Source organism: Sagittula sp. S175 (genome assembly GCF_049800975.1).
Lineage (GTDB): Bacteria > Pseudomonadota > Alphaproteobacteria > Rhodobacterales > Rhodobacteraceae > Sagittula.
Map to the genome: position 1 here is coordinate 51,224 of NZ_JBNAGB010000004.1, position 25,232 is coordinate 76,455.

24 protein-coding genes and 1 pseudogene are annotated in these 25,232 nt (G+C 56.9%); 16 read left to right on the plus strand and 9 right to left on the minus strand.

What is annotated here, in order from left to right; translation table 11 throughout:
* Positions 1-10: 10 nt before the first annotated feature.
* Genes ACP16H_RS06695 through rho form a run of 5 tightly spaced genes read right to left on the minus strand, consistent with a single transcriptional unit; the run spans position 11 to position 5,870 of the window.
* A complete protein-coding gene (locus tag ACP16H_RS06695) occupies positions 11-820 on the minus strand; it encodes a ParA family protein (protein ID WP_425071498.1) in 810 nt (269 codons plus the stop codon).
* Positions 813-1,430 carry a 16S rRNA (guanine(527)-N(7))-methyltransferase RsmG gene (rsmG, locus tag ACP16H_RS06700; protein WP_425071499.1) on the minus strand — a complete coding sequence of 206 codons (618 nt, stop codon included), beginning with the start codon at positions 1,428-1,430 and terminating at the stop codon, positions 813-815. Before rsmG ends, ACP16H_RS06695 begins: the two co-directional genes overlap by 8 nt.
* Entirely contained in the window at positions 1,427-3,304 is a 1,878-nt protein-coding gene (mnmG, locus tag ACP16H_RS06705) for a tRNA uridine-5-carboxymethylaminomethyl(34) synthesis enzyme MnmG (protein ID WP_425071500.1), read from the minus strand. The genes rsmG and mnmG overlap by 4 nt, the downstream gene beginning before the upstream one ends.
* Before the next feature lie 3 nt (positions 3,305-3,307).
* A complete protein-coding gene (mnmE, locus tag ACP16H_RS06710) occupies positions 3,308-4,591 on the minus strand; it encodes a tRNA uridine-5-carboxymethylaminomethyl(34) synthesis GTPase MnmE (protein WP_425071501.1) in 1,284 nt (427 codons plus the stop codon).
* Positions 4,592-4,598: 7 nt separating this feature from the next.
* Positions 4,599-5,870, minus strand: coding sequence for a transcription termination factor Rho (rho, locus tag ACP16H_RS06715; RefSeq protein ID WP_425071709.1), 1,272 nt, complete (start codon positions 5,868-5,870; stop codon positions 4,599-4,601).
* Between the two features lie 528 nt (positions 5,871-6,398).
* On the opposite strand from rho, the gene ACP16H_RS06720 reads away from it, so the two are divergent.
* The 4 genes from ACP16H_RS06720 to dnaQ are packed head-to-tail and all read left to right on the plus strand — an operon-like array spanning position 6,399 to position 9,145.
* Positions 6,399-6,998, plus strand: coding sequence for a Maf family protein (locus tag ACP16H_RS06720; RefSeq protein WP_425071502.1), 600 nt, complete (start codon positions 6,399-6,401; stop codon positions 6,996-6,998).
* Positions 6,995-7,828 (plus strand): shikimate dehydrogenase, encoded by an 834-nt coding sequence (locus ACP16H_RS06725; RefSeq protein WP_425071503.1) that lies wholly within the window; start codon positions 6,995-6,997, stop codon positions 7,826-7,828. Before ACP16H_RS06720 ends, ACP16H_RS06725 begins: the two co-directional genes overlap by 4 nt.
* Positions 7,825-8,418 (plus strand): dephospho-CoA kinase, encoded by a 594-nt coding sequence (gene coaE / locus ACP16H_RS06730; protein WP_425071504.1) that lies wholly within the window; start codon positions 7,825-7,827, stop codon positions 8,416-8,418. The genes ACP16H_RS06725 and coaE overlap by 4 nt, the downstream gene beginning before the upstream one ends.
* Positions 8,411-9,145: a DNA polymerase III subunit epsilon gene (gene dnaQ / locus ACP16H_RS06735; RefSeq protein ID WP_425071505.1), complete on the plus strand. Its 735-nt coding sequence runs from the start codon at positions 8,411-8,413 to the stop codon at positions 9,143-9,145. Before coaE ends, dnaQ begins: the two co-directional genes overlap by 8 nt.
* Before the next feature lie 16 nt (positions 9,146-9,161).
* On the opposite strand, the gene secB is transcribed toward dnaQ, so the two are convergent.
* Positions 9,162-9,653, minus strand: coding sequence for a protein-export chaperone SecB (gene secB, locus ACP16H_RS06740; protein WP_425071506.1), 492 nt, complete (start codon positions 9,651-9,653; stop codon positions 9,162-9,164).
* A gap of 55 nt (positions 9,654-9,708) precedes the next feature.
* The gene (locus ACP16H_RS06745) at positions 9,709-10,212 is read right to left on the minus strand and encodes an FxsA family protein (protein WP_425071507.1); all 504 of its coding nucleotides are present in this window, start codon (positions 10,210-10,212) and stop codon (positions 9,709-9,711) included.
* A 134-nt stretch (positions 10,213-10,346) separates the two neighbouring features.
* On the opposite strand from ACP16H_RS06745, the gene ACP16H_RS06750 reads away from it, so the two are divergent.
* The 3 genes from ACP16H_RS06750 (at position 10,347) to ACP16H_RS06760 (ending at position 12,633) form a co-directional block, all read left to right on the plus strand.
* The gene (locus ACP16H_RS06750) at positions 10,347-11,006 is read left to right on the plus strand and encodes a Tim44/TimA family putative adaptor protein (protein WP_425071508.1); all 660 of its coding nucleotides are present in this window, start codon (positions 10,347-10,349) and stop codon (positions 11,004-11,006) included.
* The gene (locus tag ACP16H_RS06755) at positions 11,003-12,046 is read left to right on the plus strand and encodes a murein transglycosylase A (protein ID WP_425071509.1); all 1,044 of its coding nucleotides are present in this window, start codon (positions 11,003-11,005) and stop codon (positions 12,044-12,046) included. The genes ACP16H_RS06750 and ACP16H_RS06755 overlap by 4 nt, the downstream gene beginning before the upstream one ends.
* A gap of 113 nt (positions 12,047-12,159) precedes the next feature.
* Positions 12,160-12,633, plus strand: coding sequence for a Smr/MutS family protein (locus tag ACP16H_RS06760; RefSeq protein WP_425071510.1), 474 nt, complete (start codon positions 12,160-12,162; stop codon positions 12,631-12,633).
* Here ACP16H_RS06760 and ACP16H_RS06765 read toward each other — a convergent pair.
* The gene (locus ACP16H_RS06765) at positions 12,630-13,841 is read right to left on the minus strand and encodes an MFS transporter (RefSeq protein ID WP_425071710.1); all 1,212 of its coding nucleotides are present in this window, start codon (positions 13,839-13,841) and stop codon (positions 12,630-12,632) included. The genes ACP16H_RS06760 and ACP16H_RS06765 overlap by 4 nt on opposite strands.
* Before the next feature lie 190 nt (positions 13,842-14,031).
* Between ACP16H_RS06765 and ACP16H_RS06770 the strand changes: the two genes are divergently transcribed.
* From ACP16H_RS06770 to ACP16H_RS06810, 9 genes are all read left to right on the plus strand, one after another.
* Positions 14,032-14,850, plus strand: a complete 819-nt coding sequence (locus tag ACP16H_RS06770; RefSeq protein ID WP_425071511.1) for an NAD-dependent epimerase/dehydratase family protein — start codon at positions 14,032-14,034, stop codon at positions 14,848-14,850.
* 17 nt (positions 14,851-14,867) lie between these two features.
* The gene (locus tag ACP16H_RS06775) at positions 14,868-15,470 is read left to right on the plus strand and encodes a sugar transferase (RefSeq protein WP_425071512.1); all 603 of its coding nucleotides are present in this window, start codon (positions 14,868-14,870) and stop codon (positions 15,468-15,470) included.
* A gap of 104 nt (positions 15,471-15,574) precedes the next feature.
* A complete protein-coding gene (locus ACP16H_RS06780) occupies positions 15,575-16,414 on the plus strand; it encodes a flagellar motor protein MotB (RefSeq protein ID WP_425071513.1) in 840 nt (279 codons plus the stop codon).
* 102 nt (positions 16,415-16,516) lie between these two features.
* Positions 16,517-17,824 carry a flagellar hook protein FlgE gene (locus tag ACP16H_RS06785; RefSeq protein ID WP_425071514.1) on the plus strand — a complete coding sequence of 436 codons (1,308 nt, stop codon included), beginning with the start codon at positions 16,517-16,519 and terminating at the stop codon, positions 17,822-17,824.
* Between the two features lie 34 nt (positions 17,825-17,858).
* Positions 17,859-19,304: a flagellar hook-associated protein FlgK gene (gene flgK, locus ACP16H_RS06790; protein WP_425071515.1), complete on the plus strand. Its 1,446-nt coding sequence runs from the start codon at positions 17,859-17,861 to the stop codon at positions 19,302-19,304.
* Between the two features lie 12 nt (positions 19,305-19,316).
* Positions 19,317-20,315: a flagellin gene (locus ACP16H_RS06795; protein WP_425071516.1), complete on the plus strand. Its 999-nt coding sequence runs from the start codon at positions 19,317-19,319 to the stop codon at positions 20,313-20,315.
* The gene (locus ACP16H_RS06800; protein ID WP_425071517.1) at positions 20,315-21,421 is read left to right on the plus strand and encodes a flagellar basal body P-ring protein FlgI; all 1,107 of its coding nucleotides are present in this window, start codon (positions 20,315-20,317) and stop codon (positions 21,419-21,421) included. Before ACP16H_RS06795 ends, ACP16H_RS06800 begins: the two co-directional genes overlap by 1 nt.
* 69 nt (positions 21,422-21,490) lie before the next feature.
* Positions 21,491-22,360: a flagellar motor stator protein MotA gene (gene motA, locus ACP16H_RS06805; RefSeq protein ID WP_425071518.1), complete on the plus strand. Its 870-nt coding sequence runs from the start codon at positions 21,491-21,493 to the stop codon at positions 22,358-22,360.
* The gene (locus ACP16H_RS06810; protein ID WP_425071519.1) at positions 22,357-24,657 is read left to right on the plus strand and encodes a tetratricopeptide repeat protein; all 2,301 of its coding nucleotides are present in this window, start codon (positions 22,357-22,359) and stop codon (positions 24,655-24,657) included. The genes motA and ACP16H_RS06810 overlap by 4 nt, the downstream gene beginning before the upstream one ends.
* A gap of 109 nt (positions 24,658-24,766) precedes the next feature.
* On the opposite strand, the pseudogene ACP16H_RS06815 reads toward ACP16H_RS06810, so the two are convergent.
* Positions 24,767-25,112, minus strand: a pseudogene (locus ACP16H_RS06815) (hypothetical protein); the annotation flags it as partial.
* Between the last annotated feature and the right edge of the window lie 120 nt (positions 25,113-25,232).

Sequence of the window (25,232 nt, forward strand, 5' to 3'; positions counted from 1 at the left end):
CGGCGCCGTATCAGGCGGCGCGCTTTTCGTTTTTGCGGATGAGTTCTGCGGCCAGGTCTCGATACGCCTTCGCACCCTTTGAACCGCTATCATAAGACAAGACGGGCAGGGCGTAAGACGGCGCTTCACTGACGCGAACATTGCGCGGGATAACGGTGTCGAAAACAAGATCGCCGAGGTTGGCACGAGCGTCCGCTTCAACGTGTTGGGAAAGATTGTTCCGCGCGTCGTACATGGTCAGGACAACACCTTCGATCCGAAGGCTGGGATTGGCGGATTGGCGGACTTCCCGGATGGTCAGCATAAGCTGGGAAAGGCCTTCGAGAGCAAAGAATTCACTCTGAAGCGGGACCAGAACGGAGTGCGACGCCACCATTGCGTTCACCGTGAGAAGGTTCAGCGACGGCGGACAGTCAATCAGGATGACGTCGAAATTTTTGGCTGTCATGGCGGGCTGACGTAGCGCGTCATGCAAAAGGAAGCTGCGTTTTTCGTTGGCAATGAGTTCGATGTCTGCGGAACTCAGGTCCACGGTTGCGGGCACGAGGAAGAGATTATCAGTGCTGGTTTTCAGGATGACATCGTCAAGGCTGGCTTCATCCAGAAGCAGTTCATACGTCGTCAGCTCACGGTCCTCGGGCTCGATGCCCAAGCCGGTGGATGCGTTACCTTGGGGGTCCAGATCGACGACCAGTACCTTTTGCCCAAGTTCACACAGCGCGGCGCCCAGATTGATCGTTGTGGTTGTCTTGCCGACGCCGCCTTTTTGGTTCGCCACGGCAATTATCTTTGGCCCTGAGGCACGGAAAGGGTCAGTCATGCGAGAGGTCTCTCAGTTCCAGTACGACAGCAGTGGGATCTGTAATGCTTGTATGGGATACGCATTGGAAACTCCATTCCGCCTGAGCTTCCTCGACCTCTTTTCCCCAGTTTTTTCCTTTCGGAAAGAGCGCCACACCGCCAAGCGCCAGATGACGCTGGGCAAATCCACACAAGGATTTCAGTGGTGCCAAAGCTCTGGCCGTCAGAACATCGGCCGCCTGAGGATCAATGTCTTCGATCCGTTTCGCATGAACCTGTGCTTGGGTTCTTGTTTCGCGCAGAACCGTCCTGAGAAAACTGGCTTTTCTCTGGTCTGATTCCACCAAAGTCACACTGAGGTCTGGCAGCTGCTCCTTGGCCATGATCGCGATAACGATACCTGGGAACCCTCCGCCGGATCCAAGGTCGACCAAGTTTCGCGCCGTCTTGGGGATGAACGATGTGATTTGCGCTGAATCACATATGTGCCGAGTTTCGGCTTCGGCCAATGTGTTGGCAGAAACCAAGTTTATCTTGGGGTTCCACTTTCTCAAAAGTGCCAGATACGTTTCCAAGCTATCCATTGTTTCACGTGAAACATTGAACCCCGAGAGAGAAGGCGCGTTCATGACGCGGCTCGCCGCGCGGCTTGACGGATCCGGGCAAGAACCAGCATCAAAGCAGCCGGTGTCATACCTTCTATCTTCGCTGCCTTCGCTATCGTCTCAGGCTTGATCGTCTGGAGTTTCTGCCGAAGTTCGTTGGACAGGCTGCCCAACGCTTCATAATCGAAATCATCCGGTATTCGAAGAGCCTCATCCCTGCGCAGGACGTCGACGTCCTTTGCCTGTCGCTCCAGATAGTTCGCGTAAAGTGCTTCAATCGCAACCTGTTGGACCACCGCATCGTCAACGGACTTCAGGCCGGGAATGTCAGCCAGGAACATTGAAACATCGGCATCTTTCAGTGCAAGAAGTTGGTACGCGCTGCGTCGAGATCCATCTTTGCTGACATCGATCCCGAGTTCACGCGCTTCGTTGGCCGTGAAGGAGGTATTCGACAAAAGATCGCGTGCTTCGGAAAGCCGCTCCATCTTTTCCTCAAAAGCGCGTCTACGCTCTTCCGAGATCGCACCTAACGAGATCGCTTTCGGAGTCAGCCTCTGGTCTGCATTGTCCGCCCGCAGCGACAGACGAAACTCCGCGCGGCTGGTAAACATACGGTAGGGCTCTGTCACCGACCTTGATGTCAGATCGTCAATCATGACCCCTATATAACTGTCCGTTCGGCTGAAGGTCACTGGATCGCGGCCGAGTGCAGAAGCAGCCGCGTTCAATCCCGCAACAACACCCTGTGCAGCAGCTTCTTCGTAACCGGTGGTTCCGTTGATCTGTCCAGCAAGAAACAAGCCCTTCAGAGCTTTGACTTCCAGCGTCGTGGTGAGTGACCTCGGATCAACGAAGTCATATTCGATCGCATAGCCCGGCTGCTGAATGACCACATTCTCCAAACCTACGATACTTCTGACGTAATCCTCCTGAACGTCAGCAGGCAGAGATGTGGATATACCGTTTGGGTAAACGGTGGACGTATTAAGACCTTCAGGTTCCAAAAACACCTGATGCGATGTCTTCTCAGCGAACCGGACGACTTTATCCTCGATGGACGGGCAATAGCGCGGCCCGACACCATCTATATGGCCGCCGTACATCGCTGAACGCGCCAGGTTGTCCCGGATAATATCATGGGTCGTTTGATTTGTGTGTGTTATGCCACACGCGATTTGTCGGGCAACCGGAGCTTTTGAGAGGAACGAGAACATCACCGGATCGTCATCACCGGGCTGTTCGTCCAAGAGGTCCCAATTGATCGTTTTTCCATCCAGGCGAGGCGGCGTACCCGTCTTCAGTCGGCCCAAAGACAAGCCAAGATCTCGGATCTGATCAGCAAGACGATTTGAGGGGTCGTCCCCCATACGTCCACCGGGGTAGCTGTGGTCGCCGATATGGATCAAACCATGCAGGAAAGTGCCGCTGGTCAGGATCACCGAAGATGCCATCAGATCCGGGCCTGCTGCTGTCGTTACACCGATGACGCGTCCTGCCTTGAGCAAAAGGCCTGTGACTTCGGCTTCGACAATCTGGATGTTTGAAAAGTTATTGAGAACCATCGTCATGCACTCGGCATACCGTTCACGGTCCGCTTGGGCGCGAGGGCCTTGAACCGCTGGTCCTTTGCGTCGGTTCAGTAGCCTGAACTGAATTCCCGCGTAGTCGGCCACGCGACCCATGAGTCCGTCCAATGCGTCGATTTCACGAACGAGGTGTCCTTTCCCGAGCCCGCCTATCGCAGGATTGCAGGACATGATCCCCAAGTTCGACGCTTTAAGCGTGACCAAGGCGGTTCGAGCGCCCATCCTTGCGGATGCCGCGGCCGCGTCCGCACCCGCATGCCCAGCCCCGATCACGATGACGTCGAATGACGATTGTTTCACGTGAAACACTCCTCATTTACCTATGCAGAAAGAGGAAAAGATCTCGCCCAGCAGATGCTCAACGTCAACTTTTCCAACCATGGTTTCCAAGTACCGGATGGCAATCCGGATATCTTCGCTGATGAGATCAGCCTCTGAGTCAGAATATCCCATCGCGTCGAGGGCCGATAGCAAATGGACGCGGCCCCCGGAAAGATTTTCGCGATGCCGCTCATTCGACGCCAGGCCAGCCGAAGACATGCGTTCCGAGAAAATGCCGCGAATATGTTCGAGAAGCTGCGGGACGCCATGACCTGTAAGCCCAGAAACCCCATCAGATCCACCGCTATCTTGCTTGGCCTTCAGAACCAAGTCATCGCTTTTCACAGCAACGAGTGGACCTTCATCATTGACCAAAAGATGAACTCTCAAGTCAGCGGATTCTGCACGGTGTTTTGCACGTTCCACGCCGATCTTTTCGACAACATCATCGGTGTCTCGCAACCCAGCTGTATCCAGAAAGGTTACAGCGATTCCGAACACATCCATTTTTACTTCGATAATGTCTCGCGTCGTCCCGGCCAGTTCGGATGTGATCGCCGCTTCTCTGCCAGCCAGAAAGTTCAAAAGCGTGGACTTGCCCGCGTTTGGAGGACCTACGATTGCAACTTCGTAGCCGCTTCGAATGCGCTCCGCAGCATCCAGGCCTGACAATTCCGATTCCACGTCTTTCAGAACATCAGACAGAAGTTCGGTGACCTCGGGCGCCACGTCGACGGGTACGTCTTCATCAACGAAGTCTATGGTCGCTTCCAACAAAGCTGCGGACCGCACAAGCTTTTCGCGCCAGGCACCGACCTTTTTCGACAAGGCCCCTGTAAGGACAGTCAAGGCCTGCTTTCTTTGAGCCTCTGTCTCTGAATCGATCAGATCCGCCAGTGCTTCGACCTGGGTGAGGTCTAGACACCCGTTTTCCAAAGCCCGCCGCGTGAATTCCCCCGGCTCGGCTGTACGGCATTGAGGTAAATCACCGAGCAGACGCAGCACCGCTTTTACGACGGCCGTGCTTCCATGCAGATGGAATTCGGCCACCCGTTCGCCGGTGAAACTCGCGCCCTTTTCGAACGCAATGACGAGAACCTGGTCGATAAAATCACCGGCCGGATCTCTCAGTGTCTTCAAGCTGGCATAGCGCGGAGAAGTCACTGGTTGACCGGACAGTGCTTCTACCGCATCCCAAGATTTTGGTCCCGAGATCCGAACCACGGCGACACCGGCCTTTCCCGGTGCAGAGGCCAGTGCAAATACCGTATCCAAGATGGCCTCAGCTGTTCATCGAATCGAAGAATTCCGAATTTGTCTTCGTCTGTTTCAACTTCGAGATCAGGAACTCGACAGCATCCGTCGTTCCCATCGGGTTAAGGATGCGGCGCAATACGAAGGTCTTCTGGAGGTCAACCTTGTCGACCAGAAGGTCCTCTTTCCTGGTACCGGATTTGAGAATATCCAAGGCCGGGAAGACCCGCTTGTCTGCAACCTTGCGGTCCAGGACAATCTCGGAGTTGCCGGTACCTTTGAACTCTTCAAAGATGACTTCGTCCATGCGAGATCCGGTATCAATCAGGGCCGTCGCAATGATCGTCAGCGAGCCACCTTCTTCGATATTCCGCGCGGCACCGAAGAAGCGCTTGGGTCTTTGCAACGCGTTCGCATCGACACCACCGGTCAGGACTTTACCCGACGACGGCACAACGGTGTTGAAAGCTCGACCAAGTCTTGTGATAGAATCGAGAAGAATAACAACATCTCGTTTATGTTCGACGAGACGCTTGGCTTTCTCGATAACCATTTCGGAAACGGCCACGTGCCGTGCAGCCGGTTCGTCAAAGGTCGACGACACCACTTCACCCTTTACCGAGCGCTGCATGTCCGTGACTTCTTCGGGACGTTCGTCGATCAGCAGGACGATCAGATAACACTCAGGGTGGTTCTGCTCGATCGAGTGCGCGATGTTCTGCAGCAACACGGTCTTACCGGTGCGGGGCGGGGCAACGATCAGCGAGCGCTGTCCCTTGCCGATGGGGGCAACGAGGTCGATGATGCGAGCGGAACGATCCTTGATCGTCGGATCTTCGATCTCCATCTTGAGACGCTCGTCGGGATACAGCGGCGTCAGGTTGTCGAACGCGATCTTGTGGCGCGCTTTCTCCGGCTCTTCGAAGTTGATCAAGGAAACAGACACAAGCGCAAAATAGCGTTCTTCATTGTCGGGTGCGCGGATCTCACCTTCGATGGTGTCACCGGTGCGCAGGGAATATTTCCTGATCATATCAGGAGAAACGTAGATGTCGTCGGGACCTGGCAGGTAGTTGGCCTCGGTCGAGCGGAGAAAACCAAACCCGTCCTGAAGAACTTCGAGCACGCCATCGCCGAAGATCAACCATCCTTCATCCGCACGTTCGCGCAGGATCTGGAACATCATCTCGCCCTTGCGCATGGTCGAGGCGTTCTCGATCTCCAGCTCCTCCGCCATGGCGAGGAGGTCTTTCGGGCTTTTCGCCTTGAGGTCGGCCAGATTGAGTTTTTCTTCGCTCATACGCACCAGCACGGCATTCAGGTGCCACCGTGCTTCCTTCTTTGAATGGGAGAGTCTGATCCAGGACTGGACCACGGGTCTGTTAGTCCGAGAGACCCGGTCAAGTCAATGGGCACGCTCAGGGGGCCTTACTTTCAATAAGAAAATAAGAATGAAAGGTTTTTGTTGTTTTAAGGGGTACCCCGAGCTGTGGATTAGTTGATGCCACACAAAGTTACCAACACTGAGAAGACCTTGGGCAAGTCTTGGGGTTCTTGCGTTAGAAAGTCTGACATCTGGTTCATAAACATAATAAAAACAGTGATTTATCCATCATTAAGTGGGTTTGCTGTGTGCGTGGATAACTCTGTGTTCTGAGCCTGATCCGATGAGTTCCCCCAAATGTTAAAATTGTCCTAACGCACAGGGGTACAGATCCGCCGAAGGCCGGAACAGGTAGGCGAAAAACCCCCAACCTTGCATGAGGGCGGAAATTTCCGCAGAAACATCCAGAGCCAAACCCACGCCCTTATGCAAAGACTTACCCACATGTCAGCCGTCATGATCCTCGCTTCGAGCTCCCGCAGTCGGCAGGAAATGCTCTCTGCGGCAGGCCTTCAGGTTGAAATCGTCCCGGCCTCTATCGACGAAGACGCGATTCGAGAATCACTCCAGCTGGAAGAAGCGTCTCCCAGAGATATTGCTGATACGTTAGCAGAGGCGAAGGCACGTAAAATTTCCGCACGCTACCCGGGTATGCCGGTGCTCGGATGCGATCAGGTTCTTGCCATCGACAAGGACATCCTGTCGAAACCCGAAACCATCGAAGAGGCACGAGAACACCTGCGGCGTCTGCGAGGGACGACCCACCGCCTGCTTTCCGCTGCGGTACTTTACGAGGATCGCCAGCCTGTCTGGCGGCATGTCGGAACTGCCCGATTGACCATGCGTGACTTCTCTGATGCATACCTGAATGACTATCTGGAGCGGAACTGGCCTGAGGTCGGTGCTTCTGTGGGCGGCTACATGTTGGAAAAAGAAGGCGTCAGGCTGTTTGCCCGCGTCGAAGGCGACCACTTTACCATCCTCGGCTTGCCGTTGCTGGAACTGCTCAACTACCTGTCGATCAAGGGGACCATTCCCGCATGAGTCTTTTCCGTATTCCGCTTGCCGCCGTCATCGGGTCTCCCGTTGCGCATTCGCGGTCGCCGCGTCTGTTCAGCCACTGGCTGCGCAAACATGGCATCACCGGGCATTACGTGCCCATTGATGTACCTGAAGACAAGTTGATCGAAACGCTGAGGTTGCTGCCGCAACTTGGTTTTGTCGGGTTGAATGTCACCATTCCGTACAAGGAGAAGGTGCTGGAGATTGCCGACAAGGTCTCTGAAAGGGCGCAGCTGATCGGGGCGGCGAATACGCTTGTGTTTGGCGAGGATGGCAGGATCAGCGCGGACAACACTGATGGATATGGGTTCATAGAGAACCTGCGTCAGGGAGCGCCGGATTGGGATCCAAGCGCGGGACCCGCAACCGTGTTCGGGGCAGGGGGCGCGGCTCGGGCAGTTCTTGCGTCCCTGTTGGATGTCGGGGTCCCGGAAATTCGCCTGACCAACCGATCACGCGAGCGTGCAGAGCGTTTGCAGGCGGATTTCGGCGACCGGGTCGTCGTGCACGATTGGGTGCAGGCCGGAAACATCATCGAGGACTGCGCGACTGTGGTGAACACGACGTCACTTGGCATGATGGGAAAGCCCGATTTCCGTGTGCCACTGGATGCTTTGACGCCGGAAATGGTCGTCACCGACATCGTATATACGCCGTTGCAGACGAAGTTGCTGAAAGAGGCGACCGAGGCGGGCTGTACCGTGGTTGATGGTTTGGGCATGCTGTTGCACCAGGCGGTTCCCGGTTTCGAGCGCTGGTTCGGGACGCGTCCGGACGTTGATGATGCGCTGCGGGCTGCTGTTCTGAGATGAGGTTCAAGCTCGGGCTCACCGGCTCCATCGGGATGGGAAAATCCACCACGGCAAAGTTGTTCGCCGAAGCGGGCTGCGCGGTCTGGGACGCTGATGCCGCCGTGCATCGGCTGTATGCCCCGGGCGGTTTGGCTGTGGGACCGATGGCGAAACGGTTTCCGGATGCCGTTGAAAATGGCGAAGTCTCGCGTGCGGGCCTAAAGGCGGAGATTGCGCGTGACGCAACGGCTTTGGCCGCCATCGAGGCCATAGTCCACCCGTTGGTGCAGGCGGACAGGATGGCGTTCATCGCGGGGCATTTTGATGCCATCGGGGTTTTTGATATTCCCCTGTTGTTCGAGACCGGCGGTGACGCAGAGATGGATGCCACGGCCTGTGTCTTCGTTTCACGTGAAACTCAACGATTCCGGGTGCTTGAACGTGGAACGATGACGGAAGGTGATCTGGAGCGCATACTTGCGCGGCAAATGCCAAATGAGGAAAAATGCAGGCGTGCAACCTGGGTTATCGAAACCGATACACTGGAGCACGCGAAAGATCAGGTTTCGAAAATCGTGACCGAGATCGAAGGGAGACTGGCAGATGCGTGAGATCGTACTCGACACGGAAACCACCGGGTTTGATCCGTTCCAAGGGGATCGCATCGTGGAAATCGGTGCGGTGGAGCTTTTCAATCACGTGCCCACCGGTCGGACCTATCACCAGTACATCAACCCCGAGCGGGACATGCCAGACGAGGCGTTTGGTGTGCATGGGATCGGCCCGGATCTCCTTGCGTCGCCGCGTCCTCCTCAGGCTGGTGAGGTCACGCTGAAGGACAAGCCTGTCTTTGCGAAAATCGTGGACGAGTTTGTGGCCTTCGTGGGGAACGATGCCAAACTCGTGATTCACAATGCGAGCTTCGATATGAAGTTCCTGAATGCCGAACTGAAGTGGGTGAACCGTCCGCTGCTGCCGAACGACATCGCGATCGATACGCTGGCCATAGCGCGGCGCAAGTTTCCAGGATCACCCGCGACGCTCGATGCGTTGTGTCGACGTTTTGCCATAGACAACTCGTCCAGAACACTTCACGGGGCGTTGCTGGACTCCGAGATCCTGGCCGAGGTTTACCTGGAGCTGATCGGCGGCAAGCAGCCGGATTTCGGACTCTCCTCTTCGCCGGAACAGTCGACGAAAACCACTGAGGTCGAAACGAACTGGCGCCCGCGCCCGAGATCCGTTCCGCTGCCCTCACGCCTGTCGGAAAAAGAAAAGGCGGCTCACGCCGCCTTTGTCGAGAAGATGGGGGAAAACGCGCTCTGGTCGAAGATCTGAGCGCGGTCCCGTTTGTTCAGGCGTTGCCTGCGACCGGCTGTTCCGCAGCGGCACGGCGCTGCAGCTCGGCGCGGTACAAAGCCAGGAAGTCGATCGTTTCGAGGTTCAGCGGCGGGAAGCCACCGTCGCGGGTCACATCGGAAACGATGCGGCGCACGAAGGGGAACAGCATCCGCGGGCATTCGATCAGCAGGAAGGGATGCATCTGATCTTCGGGCACGTTCTCGATGTGGAACACGCCGACGTAGTCGAGCTCCATCAGGAACAGAACCTCTAAGTTGCTCTTGGACTTGGATTCAACCTTGAGCTTCATCAACACTTCGAACTGATGATCTGCGCTGCGCTTCTTGGCGTCGAGGTTCACCTGCACCTGAACGTCCGGCTGGACCTCGCCGGACACGCCTTTTTGAGCCAGAATGTTTTCGAACGACATGTCGCGGACGAATTGCGCCAGAACGTTCATTTTGGGCGGCTGAGGCGCTTCGACGCCACCGTTTGTATCTGCCATGGTATCTCTCCCATTGAAATCTTCGGAAGCGGCATAGCAGGCGCTTGGCCTGCGCTCAATGCCTCGTCCAGCCAGAACCCGGATGTGTGGGCTGCTTGCCCTGCGGCACTTCCTTGAATTCTCCGTCAATCACGTCTTCGGAGGCGCGAGCAGCGTTGGGGCGTCCGGGTTCCCGACGCATGTGCATGTCGCTTCCCATCTGAAAGCTTGTGACTTTCACCTTGTTCCGCGCCCATTTGAACACAGCGGAGCGGACGGTGGGGATCAACAGGGAAAAGCCCACTGCATCGGTGAAGAAGCCCGGGGTCAGCAAGAGAGCACCTGCAACGAGGATCATGGCACCATTGGCCAGAGGCTGGCTCGGGTCTTCGAGCTGAGAAAAGCTGCGGCGCAGGTCGTTCATGGCGCGCGCGCCCTCGGCCCGGACAAGGTAGGTGCCCAGCACCGCCGTCAGGACGACGATCAGAAGCGTGGGCCACAGGCCAATCAGCCCGCCGACCTGAATGAACAGGCCGATCTCGATCAGGGGCACCAGCAGGAAGGCCAGAAACAGCCACATGTGTAAAATCCTCCGTTTGCTGCGTCCAAACGCCTGCAGCACCAATCGGCGCGCTTGTGTGGACTTGTCCAGACGCAGCACCTACATAGGAACGCGAACCCGAAGTTTCCATCCGCAGCGCGTATGAGGCATTGATGAACAGTCCGCTCCTCCAGCTTCTTGTCCTGGCCGGAATTGCCATTTTCCTGGTCCTGCGCTTGCGCAGTGTCCTTGGGACACGCGAGGGGTTCGAGCGTCCGTCACAGCCGGCACCCGTTGCCGAACGGTCGTCGCGCCGTGATTTCGATGTCATCGAAGGCGGGCCGGACCACGATATTATCGACCATGTCGCCGAAGGTAGCGAGTCCGCCTTGGCACTTGCCGAGATGAAACGGGTTGAACCCTCCTTCAACGTCACCGAATTCCTGTCTGGGGCACGCGGCGCCTACGAGATGATCCTTATGGGCTTTGAGCGCGGTGACATCGAGGGTCTGAAGCCGTTCCTGGCCGATGATGTCTACGAGACATTTGCCGAGGTGGTACAGCAGCGCGAGGCACAGGGCCTGAAGATCGAAGCCGAGTTTGTCGGCGTGCGGGAACTGTCCCTGTCAAATGCCACGTTCGATGCGTCGACCAACCAGGCCGAGATCACCGTGCGCTACGTCGGCGAACTGACCTCGGTGGTGAAGAACACCGAAGGCGAAGTTCTCGAAGGCTCGCCCACCTCGGTCAAGCGTCAGAAGGACATTTGGACCTACGCCCGCATCATGGGCAGCTCTGACCCGAACTGGCAGTTGGTCGCCACCGACGAATGATCCGACTTGCTCTCGCTCTCTGTTTTCTGGTGTTTCCTGTAATGGTCTCGGCAGAGGGCGAGGCCGAAACCAGCTACGCGATCCTTGGGTTCGAGGACCTGGAGGGCTGGGCGGACGACAATCATCAAAGCGCGCTGGATGTTTTTCGCGCGACATGCGGTGATATGAGTGATCCCGAATGGGTGCCCCTTTGCAAGGTCGCGACAGAAGCTCAGGATGCTCGTGCGTTCTTTGAACTGTTCTTTCGGCCGGTTCTCATCAGCGACGGCAGCGAGACGGCGCTGTTTACCGGTTATTACGAGCCTGAACTGAACGGCGCGCCGTATCCTTCGGCGCGATTTCGTTATCCGATCTACGCAATGCCGCCCGAGGCGCGTCTCAGCCGCCCGTGGCTGACACGGCGGGACATCCTGACCTCTGGCATCATGGACAACCGCGGGTTGGAGATCGCCTGGGTCGATGATCCTGTTGAGCTATTTTTCCTTCAAATTCAAGGGTCTGGTAGGGTTCGTTTTCCCGATGGCCGGACTATTCGTGTTGGCTACGGTGGTTCCAACGGGCACAACTATCGTTCTATCGGGCAGGAGTTGGTTCGACGCGGCACCTACGACGCGCACCAAGTGTCGGCACAGGTCATAAAAAGCTGGGTTCGGCGCAATCCCGGACCGGGCGAAGAGTTGCTGTTTCACAATGACGGCTATGTTTTCTTCCGCGAAGTCAGCGAGGTGCCCGCGGACAAGGGTCCGCTGGGAGCGATGAACCGTTCGATCACGGCGATGCGGTCGATCGCGGTCGATCCGAAGTTCACGCCGCTTGGTGCTCCCGTCTGGATCGAAAAGCAGGGTAAAGGGCCGTTGAACCGTCTGATGATCGCGCAAGACACGGGCTCTGCCATCAAGGGTGCCCAGCGCGCGGATATCTTTATCGGAACCGGAGAAGACGCCGGGCAGATTGCGGGCCGGATCAAGGACCCGGGCAGAATGATCGTGCTGATGCCGATCCAGCGTGCCTATGCGCTGTTGCCGGAATGGTTGCAATGAGCCGGCGGCGTTTGCGCCCGGAAGAGCTGGACCTTTGGAACCAGGTCGCCCGGTCGACAAAACCCCTGCCGGATAAATTGAAGGCGCATCCAAAGCCAGCCGTGGACCCGGCGATGCGCAAGGCCGACCCGGTCGCGCGAAATGCAACGATCTCTCCGTTCGAGCTGGGCGCCAAGGCCTATCACACCGAGACGCATGTCTTTCCGCAGACCACGAGTGATCGCCTGCACAACGCTCCGGTGCGGATGGACAACAAGGCCTTTCAAAAGCTCAAGCGTGGCAAGCTGAAACCTGATGCGCGGATTGATCTGCATGGAATGACACTGGCCCAGGCGCATCCAGCGTTGATCCGTTTCATCATCGGATCACAGGCCAAGGGACACAGGTTGGTGCTGGTGATCACCGGAAAAGGAGCGATGCAGGATCCCTATGATCCCTCTCCGCGTCCGAGAGGGGTTCTGAAGCAGCAGGTGCCCTTGTGGATGACGATGGCACCACTGGCAGGGGCGATCTTGCAGGTAACAGAGGCGCACCTGCGTCACGGCGGCAGCGGTGCCTACTACGTCTATCTTAGAAAAGATCGTTAGATCAAATGTTTGGCACGGTTCACGCCGATGACCATGCAGGCCGTCGCGACGATGAAATAGACCGCTACTCCGACGTATTGGAGCTGCAAGCCGATTCCGAGGTCGATGAGACCTCCGGTCAGGCCCGGTCCCAAGGCGGACCCCAGAACCATGACGGAAACGGCCATGGCCTTGATGGCACCAAGATTGCGGGTGCCGTAGAACTCTGCCCAGAAGGCATTTGGAAGCGTCGCGTTGGCGCCTGACGTCAAGGCGACGAAGGCGAGCCCGATCAGCGTGGACGTGAGGCTCTGGCCCAGTCCGAACAGGGCGAACCCTGCCACCATTGGCAATTGATACCACGGGATCATGCGCGCAGTACCAAAGCGGTCCAACAGAATGCCGGACAACGCCATCGCCGTGATGGCCGTGCCGGAATAGAACGGGAAGAGGGCGACGAGTTCGAGGTGCGACCAGCCCTTGACGTCTGCGAAGTGCACTTGATGGAAGAAGAATGCCGTATTGAAGGCAGCCGGTCCCAGAAGAGCTGGCACCATGAACCAGAACAGCCAGTGCCGCAGCATCTCGGGCCGGCGCCAGTGCCGTCCCTCCATACCGGTCGAATGGTCCTGCTCGGCATGGCTTTGCGGCGTCCGCTCCTGACGCAGGAGAAGGACAAGCAGCGGAATGGCCGCGAGGCAGACGCCCGCGACGCCCATCCAGAGATGCCGCCAGCTGACCGTGATCATCAACGACACCATGGTCAGAGGCAGCAGTGCTTCGCCAAGAGTCACACCGAGGGTCGCGACGGACAGTGCGCGGCCCCGTGTGGCGATGAACCAGCGGGACATGGACACCACGGCGATATGACTGGTCATGCCCTGGCCCGAAAATCGCAAGGCAAAGACCACGAGCGGAAGAAGCAGGGCCATCGTGTTCAGAGCCATGAACAGCGCCCCTGCCGATAGCATCAGAAGGACGACCGCTCCCAGGACACGGGTGCGAAACCTGTCGCTCAGTCCGCCAGCCCAGATCATCAACGCTGCCGAAGCGCCTGTGCCGATCGTATAATACAGGCCCCATTGGCCATGACTGAGCCCGAAGGTCTCGCGGATTTCACCTGCGAAGATCGAGATGAAAAATGTCTGGCCAAAGCTGGACAGCAAGGTCAGCAGAAAGCCTGCAGCCAGCCATTGCGCATTTTCGAAAAGGAAGCGGAGGAAACCCATAAGCGCATGCATGATGTTTTTCACCGGCCGACTGCAAGCGCTAACATGAATTCCGGTGTGATGATCTTTTCTTGACCTCTTTTTCGGTAGCAAGGGGCTGCGCCTAGGCATCCACTGCCGAAAACTTAGCAAAATTTTTACTCTGTTTACTGCAGGTTTGGGGGCATCTCGCGAACATGGGAAGGATGTGGTGGCGGATTCTGATGGCGTGCTGTTGCTTGGAGCAAGCGGTAGGCTTGGACGCATGGTTCGGGCGGCCTGGACGGGCCCCGCCTTGTTTCCCGTGTATCGCGACGACATCAAGCGGATACAGGCGGAGGAAGATCTGCCCGGCTTGGGAAAGATCGGTCAGATCCGCACCGTGGCAGCCCTTTGGGGATCACCCGACCGCCCCCAAGAGCATGCAACGCTCGCCGTGATGGCCCTGCATTTGGCGCGTTTTTTAGGTGCTCAACGTGTGATTCACTGCTCGAGCGCCGCAGTCTACGCTGCAGGGAATGACGATCATCGAGAAAGTGACCCTCTCTCTGTGCGGAGCTCATATGCGTCGGGGAAAGTGGACATGGAGAGGGCGATCAGGGACTGGACCCATGACAATCCTGAAGGTCCAAAATCGGTAGTATTGAGGATTGGCAATGTTGCCGGAGCGGACAGCTTGTTCGCAAATTTACGACCGGGACAAAGCATTACTCTTGATCGGTTTTCCGACGGCCGGGGACCGTGCCGCAGTTACCTTACGGGGAAGGGTTTCACGGAAGTTGTCGTCGCTATACTGGCGGACCGGCAGATTGTCGGCACCTATAATGTGGCGGCCCATGATCCCTTGGAGATGGCAGACATTGCCCTTGAAGCTGGAGCGCAAGTTTACTGGCGCGACGCCCCGGAGACCGCCGTTCAAAGGGTTGGTCTGGATGTTTCGAAGCTGTTGATGGCTCTTCCGGAGATAGATTTGTCGGAAGATGTCAAAGGCTTGGTCAAAGAAGCACGCATCGGAGGCATCTGGCCGTGAAAGGGGTGACGCGGTTCTTGGATCTGATCTATGCCTTGGTGTTGTCGGCGCTTCTCTTGCCGGTGCTTTTTTGGATTGCCTGGACGGTCTGGCGCAAGGACGGCTGGCCGATCTTCTACAGATCGGAGCGGATGAAAGGCGTGGAGAACCCGTTTTTCCTTATCAAATTCAGGACAATGCGGATTGTCGACCATGATGCCGGAGTCTCGGGCGGTGACAAGGCGGGCAGGATAACCGCGACTGGCGCTTGGTTGCGGCAGACACGGCTCGATGAATTGCCTCAACTCTGGAATATTCTGCGCGGGGATGTCGGGTTCGTCGGACCCCGACCGCCGCTCAGGCGATACGTGGAGATGTTTCCGGAGATCTACTCAAAGGTGCTGGCGGAACGTCCCGGGGTCACTGGTCTGGCAAGTCTGGCGTTTCACCGGCACGAGGAAAACCTGTTGAGGGACACCGGAACGCCAGAAGAGACCGAGCAGATTTACTGCAGCCGATGCATCCCTCGCAAAGCGCGCCTTGACCTGCTTTATGCCCGACATCGCACGCCATGCTCGGACCTGCGGCTGATGTTTGCGACCGTGTTCCGATCGATTTCGATGCATCGACGTCGTGGCTAGCCGCCTCCTTCCATCCTGCTTTTAACGGCACATTTTTATTCATTAAGCCGGTGGTAATGCGCCTCACTCTACAACCGTCCACGGTGGGAGAAAGGTGGGAAAGGATGGCTGGCGACAATGAACTTGCGCCGATCATCATCAAGCGCAAGAAGGTGTCCGGTGGTGAGGGACACCATGGCGGCGCATGGAAGGTGGCTTATGCGGACTTCGTGACCGCTATGATGGCATTCTTCCTTTTGATGTGGCTTTTGAACGCGACGACGGAGAAGCAGCGAAAAGGCATCGCTGATTACTTTACGCCGACGATCGCTATTGCTCGGGTGTCTGGCGGCGGCGATGGTCCGCTTGGCGGGGATTCCGTGTTTGCAGAGAACACGTTGCCACGCATGGGGTCTGGATCCACCAGTCTGCGGCCTGCTTCGGCCAATGGTGAAACGGGCACTTTTACGCAAGGTGAGACCGGGGACGACGCTGCCGAGCAGGAGGAGCAGTTCAAGGAAGTCGAAGACATGCTTATGGGCCGTGGCGGCGAGAGCATGGTTGCAGACGAGCTGCTCGAGCACATCGTGACGAAGGTCACGGACGAGGGGCTGGTCATCGAATTCTTTGATACCCCGAACGCACCCTTGTTCGACGGTGACGCGACCCCTACGCCGCTGTTGGAGGATTTGGCCCTCGTTCTCGCCCGTGCGTCGGAAGTGGTCACGAACCCGATAGCGGTCGAGGGGCACACTTCGGCGTTTCCTTTGGTACTTGCACGCGATCCGGCTTGGGATGTCTCTGGAATGCGTGCGTCGGCGTTTCGGGAACTGCTGACGACAGAGGGGGTAGAAAAGAAACGGATTCAGAGGGTTACCTCATATGCAGATCGCGAGCCGGTCCACGAAAACCCGATGAATGTGCGCAACAATCGGATAGAGGTGGTTTTCTTGAGATCCATCTAAAATCGAAGGAGATTTGATCGGATTTTAGCTGTTAGTCGGGCAGTAACCGGTTGGCCTTATCAGTTGTCGAGAAATTTGAGCGAGACAGCAGAAAGGCGTGTCATGACGATCTCATCTTCTCTCAACGCGGGTGTTGCGGGGCTGGCGGCGAATGCCACGCGCCTTGCCACCATTTCCGATAACATCGCGAATTCTGCCACGCAGGGATACAAACGGGTCGAGACAGAGTTCTCTGCCATGGTGACCGGAGCGAATTCCGGAACGTACACGGCTGGAGGTGTCCGTACCACGACCAACCGGCTGGTATCCGAACATGGCGCATTGGTGACGACCAACAATGCCACCGACCTCGCGGTAAGGGGGACCGGCTTCCTGCCGGTGGCCCAGGCAACAGAAGTGTTGGCTGGTAACGGCAACCCCCAGATGTACATGACGACGACAGCGTCATTCCGCATTGATGCTGAAGGCTACCTGCGTACAGAATCCGGTCTGATGCTCATGGGTTGGGAAGCGAATGCTGATGGTTCAATTCCGAACTACGCTCGCGATACATCGGCCAGCCTGGAACCGGTGCAAATCGCGCTGAACCAGTATCTGTCCGAACCCACAACGGCAATCACCATGGGCGTCAACCTGCCAGCGACGGAGACAACCGCTGGTGCAAGTGGTGACCCGCTGGAACTGCCGATCGAGTATTTCGACAACCTCGGCCGTTCGGAGACGCTGAACGTCACCTTTACGCCCACGGTTCCCGGGACGGGATCATCGAATGAGTGGACCATTTCCATTGCCGATTCCGCCAGTGGCGGCGCGGTGATCGGCGATTACACCATCACCTTTGACAACACGCCCTCGGCGGGTGGCACAATCGCCACTGTCAGCGCGCCACTGACGGCAGGCGGCGCCTACGATCCGGTCACCGGCTCGGTGATCGTCAATGCGGCTGGCGGCCCGATCGAATTGACCATTGGTCAACTCTTCTCGAACGGCGGTCTGACACAGCGTTCCGACAGTTTTGCTCCGTTGAACATCGCCAAGGACGGCTCCCCGGCTGGCAACATGACGTCTGTCGAGGTTGACGAGGCCGGGCTGGTCTACGCGTTCTTTGATACAGGCATCACCTCGGTGATCTTCCAGATCCCGCTGGTCGATGTGCCGAACCCGAATGGCATGATCGCGCTGAACAACCAGGTTTTCCAACCCTCCGCTGAAAGCGGCAGCTTCTTCCTCTGGGACGCCGGTGACGGCCCGACGGGAGAGATCGTGCCCTATGCCCGCGAAGAATCCACGACCGATGTGGCAGCTGAGCTGACCGACATGATCCAGACGCAGCGGGCATACTCGTCGAACGCCAAGGTTATCCAGACGGTCGACGAGATGTTGCAGGAAACCACCAACATCAAGCGCTGACGCCACCCGGTCAGTAAAACAAGGAGGGCGCTAGATGTCATTGTCGAGTGCTTTGAACACGGCCTTTACAGGGCTGAAGGCGAATGTCCGTGCCGCGAATGTCGTGTCCACGAACATCTCGAATGCGACGAACGAGGCCTATGGACGCCGCGAAATCGGACTGAGTGCACTGGGCTTTGGTTCGCGCGGTGTCATGGTGACAGGGGTCATCCGTCAATCGGATCCTGTGCTTTTGGCCGACCGCATGGTGTCAGACGCACGCCTTGCTCACAGCAACGATATGTACACTTTTGCCCGACGGCTCGAAGACATGGTGGGGGAAAGCGGCACAGCCGGTTCCCTCACCGACCGGGTGACCGCGTTCGAGAACGCGCTATTGTCAGCTGCGTCGAACCCCGCCTCTACACAGCGGTTGGAGCTGGTTTCAACGACGGCCAGAGACCTTGCCACGTCGATCAACCAACTCTCGACGCAGGTGCAGGAAGCCCGCCAAATGGCCGATGACAACATCGCCGGCCAAGTCGAAAGACTGAACGCCGCCGTGGGCCGATTGCGCGATATCAACGATGTCATGGTCAAGGCCGGGGCGACCGGGACGGAGACGGCGTCCATCCTCGATGAACGTCAGGCGTTGCTGAACGAAATCTCGGCCATCGTTCCCCTGCGCGTGGTTGAACGCGAGCAGGGTGACATTGCGCTTTTCACACGAAGTGGCGCAGTTCTGATGGATGGTTTGGTTTTTGAAGTCGGATTCACGCCGACCGGCTCCATAGACGCCAACGCCACTTTGGCGGGCGGGCAGCTTTCCGGTTTGACCTTGAACGGCAAACCGGTGTCCGCATCGGAAAGCGGAATGTTCGCTGGAGGCAGCCTTGCAGCGCAATTCCAGATCCGAGACGTCGAAGCTGTGAGCCGTCAGTCCGAATTGGACGGCATTGCGCGGGACCTGATCGAGCGCTTGGGACCGGGCGGCCCCGACGCCACCCTTGGTCCGACGGATGCAGGTCTTTTCACCGACAATGGCGTGGCATTCGTCGCTGCAAATGAAACGGGCCTGTCTGGCCGGCTTCAGTTGAACGCGTTGGTCGCACCTGGCGCGGGTGGATCCTGGCGTTTGCGGGACGGTCTTGGTGCCGTGACGCAGGGCGAGGTTGGTGACAGCGCGCTGATCCGGGGAATCTCGGAGGCGTTGAGTACGATGACAACTCCCAGTTCCACCTCACTGCCAAGCCTTTCCCGAAGTTTCATGGATCAGGCGTCGCAATTTGCGTCAGCCGCAGCGGGGGATCGCGTCCGGACGGAGAACACCTTCTTCTTCCAGAAAGCGCAGAACACCGCGCTGAAGGAACTTGAGATGTCGAAGGGCGTGGATACGGACCAGGAGCTTCAGAAACTCATGCAGGTCGAGCAACACTACACAGCAAACGCCAAGGTGATCTCTACAGTCGATGGGCTGTTTGAACGCCTGTTGTCGATTTAAGGAGGCTAGGGAATGGACGTCGTCGGGGATATGGCACGGGCACTGGTTCTACGCACGAACCAGGTACGTCTTCGTGAAGAAATGGACCAGCTTGCAGTCGAAATTTCGACAGGTTACGTCAAGGATCCGGCCCGGCATCTTGATGGTGATCTGACCGGTTTGCAGGCGATCGACCGATCCTTGGCGCGTCTGGACGCGTTCCGCGTTGCAACGACCGAAGCAACCTTTCTGACAAGCTCGATGCAAACCACGCTGGACGAAATCCAGTCACGTTCCGAAACGGTCTCACAAACGCTTATCGCGGCGGAACTGACCCCGAACGGCCCGCTCTTGGCAACAATGTCAGAAGACGCAGAAAATGCGCTAGGACAGATCCTGAATGGCCTGAATCGCAATGTCGCGGGACGGTTCCTGTTTTCGGGGACGGCGACGGATCGTCGGGCGGTTCAAGGGGTCGACCTTGTGCTGAACGACGCACGGGCGGCTCTGGCCGGAGCCACCACCCTCACTGATGTGGAGACAGTCCTCGACACGTTTTTTGGTGCCGGAGGCGCGTATGAGACCGTGACATATGAGGGCTCAAACACCGGTCTGGCGCCGATGCAATTGAGCGATACGGAAACCGCAAATGTCGACATCCGCGCGACCGATCCGGTGTTCCGTGAGGTTTTGAAACCCTTGGTCATGGCCACACTGGCGACAGATTCCACGTTGGGGTTCTCGCAGGACGTTCAAGTCGAGATGTTGGCGAAGGCCGGCCGGGATCTTCTGGGGGCACAGCAAAACGTTGTGGAGCTCCGTGCCAGCCTTGGCGCGCTGGAGGCGCGGGTCGAAGAGACCAACACGCGCAACGCAGCAGAACGGACAGCGACCGGTATGGCGCGCCTGGATCTGGTCGGTACGGACCAATACGAAGCGGCTTCACGCTATGAAAGTATCCGGGGCCAACTCGAAAGCCTTTATGCAATCACGGTCCGTTCGCAACGGCTGTCCCTGGCGGAGTTCCTGTGATGACGCGACTTCTGGCATTTCTGCTATGCGCCTTGATCGGGCTTTCACTGCCAGTGCAGGCGCAATCCGTTCGGATCAAGGACCTCGTCGAGGTGGATGGTGTGCGCTCCAACGATCTGGTGGGATACGGGCTGGTTGTCGGTTTGAATGGCAGCGGGGATGGTCTGCGCAATTCGCCGTTCACCGAGGAAATCATGCAGAACATCCTGGAACGTCTGGGCGTGAACGTTACCGGCGAACAGTTTCGCCCGCGCAACGTGGCGGCTGTTATCGTTACGGGGCGGTTGCCTGCTTTTGCCAGAACCGGTGGACAAATCGACGTAACCGTTTCGGCGATCGGGGATGCCAAAAGCCTGTTGGGTGGTACTCTGATCATGACGCCGCTGAACGCTGCCGACGGGCAGATTTACGCTGTTGCACAGGGAACGGTCATCGCGGGCGGAGCAGAAGCGCAAGGCGATGCTGCTCGTGTCGTTCAGGGCGTGCCGACTGCGGGCGTCATTCCATCCGGGGCGCGTGTCGAGCGAGAGGTGCCTTTTGATTTCAGCAACCTTTCCACTCTGCGACTGGCGCTTCGCGAGCCCGATTTCACGACGGCAGCAAGAATCGAGGATGTCATAAATCGCGCGCTGGGACGACGCGCGGCGACGATGATGGATGCGGGGACGATTTCGCTGGATTTACAGCGCGCTGGCGCAGGTTCCCCGGCGCGTGCAATCGTCGCGATCGAGAATCTGGCTATCGAACCACAGCGGCGTGCTCGGGTGGTGGTCGATCAGCGATCTGGCACGATCGTAATGGGTTCCGATGTTCGCATCTCGCGTGTGGCGGTCTCTCAGGGTGGTCTGACCCTGAGGATCGAGGAAGCGCCTATTGCGATTCAGCCAAACCCTTTTGCGGAAGGTGAGACCGTTGTCGTCCCGCGCACAGGCGCGGCAATCCAGGAGAACCCCGGGATTGGACTGGCGGAAGTACCGACCGGGACCAACCTTTCCGAAGTTATCGCAGGCCTGAACGCGCTGGGTGTCAGTCCGCGGGACATGATCGATATCCTCAAGAGCATCAAGGCCGCGGGGGCTCTTCACGCTGATTTCGTCGTGATGTGAAGACGCCGAACAGTCTTTCTTAACGGCTGGCTGTCAGTCTGGCACCGGGTTTGAATCGGGAGAGCGAGTATGCTCGGAATCATCGGAATCGTCGTGCTGTTTGCCATGGTTTTTGGCGGCTACTTGGCCGCAGGTGGCAAGATGGCAATCATCATCAAATCGCTTCCGTTCGAATTCATGATGATCGGGGGTGCTGCTGCAGGCGCTTTCATGATCAGCAATGATGGTGGCACCGTGAAGCATGCGCTCAAGGATATCAGCAAGGTATTCAAAGGGGCGAAGTGGAAACACGATGACTACCGGGACCTCCTTTGCCTCCTGTTTGAGCTGATACGTTTGGCGCGACAAAATCCCGTCGCGATTGAAGAGCATATCGAAACACCTTCGGAATCTTCGATTTTCGGAAAATATCCAAAGATTCTTGGCGACAAATATGCCTTGGAATTAATCTGTGATACCATGCGCTCTGTGTCGATGAATTATGACGATCCGCATCAAGTCGAGGAAGTCCTCGACAAGAGGCTGGAAGGGATGGCCCATCACGCGCAGCACTCCAGCCACGCCCTTCAATCCATGGCGGACGCATTGCCGGCGCTGGGCATCGTTGCTGCCGTGCTCGGGGTTATCAAGACGATGGCTTCTATCGACCAACCGCCCGAAGTTTTGGGAAAATTGATTGGTGGTGCGCTGGTAGGTACGTTCCTCGGTGTTTTTCTGGCGTACGGTCTTGTCGGTCCTTTTGCAACCAAGGTGAAGTCGGTCGCCGAGGAGGATATGCACTTTTATCATCTGATCCGGGAAGTACTTGTGGCCAATCTGCACAACCACGCGACGAACATCTGCATTGAAGTTGGTCGCCAGAACACTCCCGGACACTTCCGTCCAAGTTTCGAGGATTTGGAAGAGGCGTTGAAATCGGTAAAGCAGGAAGCGGCATGATCAGGGGGTTGATATTTCTGCTATTCCTTTTCCCAAATAACCTATCTGCACAAACCGTTCAGGTTCGCAGCGGGGAGCATGGTGAATTCACACGGATGGTCCTATCTGTTCCAGAGGGTGTGGATTGGAATGTGGATGCGAATAGAAAAGAAAAAAATATATTGATTGATTTAGGAAGTGCTCAGGTTTCTTATGACCTGACGAATATTTTCAGGCGCATAGATCGCTCTCGGATAGCCGATGTCGAGCAAATCGGAGATGGAAAACTTTCTGTTTCGCTCGCGTGCGATTGTCTGCCTGACGCTTTTTTACTTGGCAAGAATATGCTCGTGGTGGATATACGCGAAAAGACCGAAGCCGAGATTGGTAATACGGTCGTAGCTGAAAAATCGAAAGAAGAGCTTGAACCCGCTCTCGTACAGTCGACGGCGACCAATCCTTTAATTTCTGAGCTGGCACGCGTAAGGATAGAGGGCGGTCCTGGAATAGGCCCAAGAAAGGTTGCCGACCCCTTGTTGCCTAGGCTCCCGAACCGGCAAGCAGCAGCGGTGAACCCACCACTTGATGAATCGAGTGATCGGCAAGAACCCATGGATAGCGCTCCCGCACTGGGTGACCGCCTGGCCGAAGATCTTGCCGCAGCGGCAACAGCGGGACTGCTTGATCCGGCAGTCAGACCGCAGGTTTTTTCAACACCGCTCGCGCGTGACGCTGGAGAAATACAGTCCGAATTGAACCAAAGTTATGTCCCTGACGCAGGACGTGCCGCCCAGGAACTGGTCTCGGCCATCTCTTCCGCAGAACATGGTGGAGTGAAAGGCGGGCGGGTGTCAGTGGGCGGCGATGGTTGCGTTCGGTCGTCGAAATTGGATTTGGCAGGGTGGAACGATTCAGAGTTGGATGCAAACGCATTTCTTGCTAGCCAAAGAGCTAATATTTTCGGGGAGTTTGACGCGATCAACTCCGAAGCCGTAGACAATTATGCAAAAGCTCTGCTGCATTTCGGGTTCGGTGCCGAGGCGCGCGCGTTGTTGCACATGCAGTCCGATCGACCCGATCCCGTCTTGATCGCGCTCTCCTTTTTGGTCGATGGCGAATCCGACCCTACGCAGCGCTTTCGTGGTCAGAAGGGATGCGAGACGCCTGCTGCTCTGTGGTCTGTTCTCTCCGGCTCTGCAGTTCCGGACTCTGAGAGTGTGGATCACAATTCCGTCCTGCGCGCATTTGAAAAACTACCTAGAGAGCTGAAAGGACATCTGGGGCCAATCCTTTCCGAGAAACTTATGCAGGCGGGATACACGAACACTGCGCGCGATATTCTGCGCCGGCTGGAGCGCACACAGGGGAAAGAGTCTCCGAGTGTGGCTTTGCTTCGTGCGCAGTTTGATTTGGCGGAAGGTAATCTCGCTGAAGCAGAGCACAGATTGAAACCCCTGTCTGAAGAAGGGTCACCGGAAACGCCGGAAGCCATCATTGCACGTATCGAGTTAGCAATCGCTAAGAATGAAGCTGTGCCACAACGAGTGGTTGATTTGGCGACTTCATATTCTAAAGAATTGAAAGACAGTGAGATGGGTCACGACCTTTGGGTGGCGTATGTTAGGTCACTCATTCTCAATGGAGCATTTGAGCAAGCAATTGATGATATCGATAAAGCGGAGGGGGTGCCAAATGAAATCGTTGATAGTTTAACAATTGAGGCACTCACGCGTGTTGCGGAAAACGCCGAAAATCTTACATTCTTGAGGTTGACTGTGCCGGTTCGCCAGATAGAGAAGAAAAACTCCGAAAATAACAAATTGATCCTAGATATATCGGAAAGATTGGTCGATTTGAAAATACCTGATGCAGCACTGTCATATCTAGACCAGAACAGTGATATTGAAGAATCGGATCGTGCAAAGATTATAAAAGGCAAAGCTTTGATTGACCTTATGCGCCCTGAGGAGGCTGAAATAAGTATTATAGGTTTGAAGGGAGAGGAAGCTATCACATTGCGTGCTGAAGCTCGGCGACAAATGGGCGACTTTTCCTTAGCAGAGGAAATATATTCACAAATCGGACAGACAGAAAATGCGTCGACTTCAGCTTGGTTGTCTGGAAATTGGGCAGGGGTGGCATCCGGGTCTGACGGTGCTCTGTCCGATGCGGCTCGGTTGATCCAAAGTGACCAAGTTGATTTCGATTTATCTGATCCAAAGTTGCAGGATGCTCAACAGCTTGTGGATCAAAGTATGACCTCCGCCCAAACACTTCGCGCTCTCTTGGACAAGACCAGGATAGAAGGGGAGAACTGAAGGGGTCCCATGTGCCAGATAGTTTTGCGGGCTCCGTTACCCAAATCGGCTGAAGTCCGAGGTTCCCCTTCCCGGGACGGACTTGTCCCATAGCGTTCGTGACGGGTATTCATAGGGCGGAGAAGCCGTTCCGGACGGCGATGCGGATCTGGTGTTCGGCATCCTGGCGGTCGAAGTCCCGCGTCATGAGCCGCTTGCCCAGCAGTTTGACACAATGTATCCGCCGACCGTCCGGGTATTTCCGAATGAAATATCCCGAGATGTTTCGTTTCGACGCGGCTTTGCAGTTGTTATCCGCTCCATGCCCTTCCCGACAGGAGTCGCCGCAGGGCACGGTCGAGGTATTTTGTTGCGCGCAGGGCCCCGTATCTGGCGACCGCGCCGGCAGTGTCGGTCTTCCGCGGCTTGGCTTTCTTGCGGGGCGGAATAATGGCTGGGGCACAGCGGGCAGCGATGCGGGATCATGTTCGGTCGGCTGAAGTACTGGCGATGTTTCGCAACACGCGGCGACAGGAACCCCGCAATCTTTCTCTTGGCCGTCGCCTTGACCGCCGTCTTCATCTTCTGGCTATGAA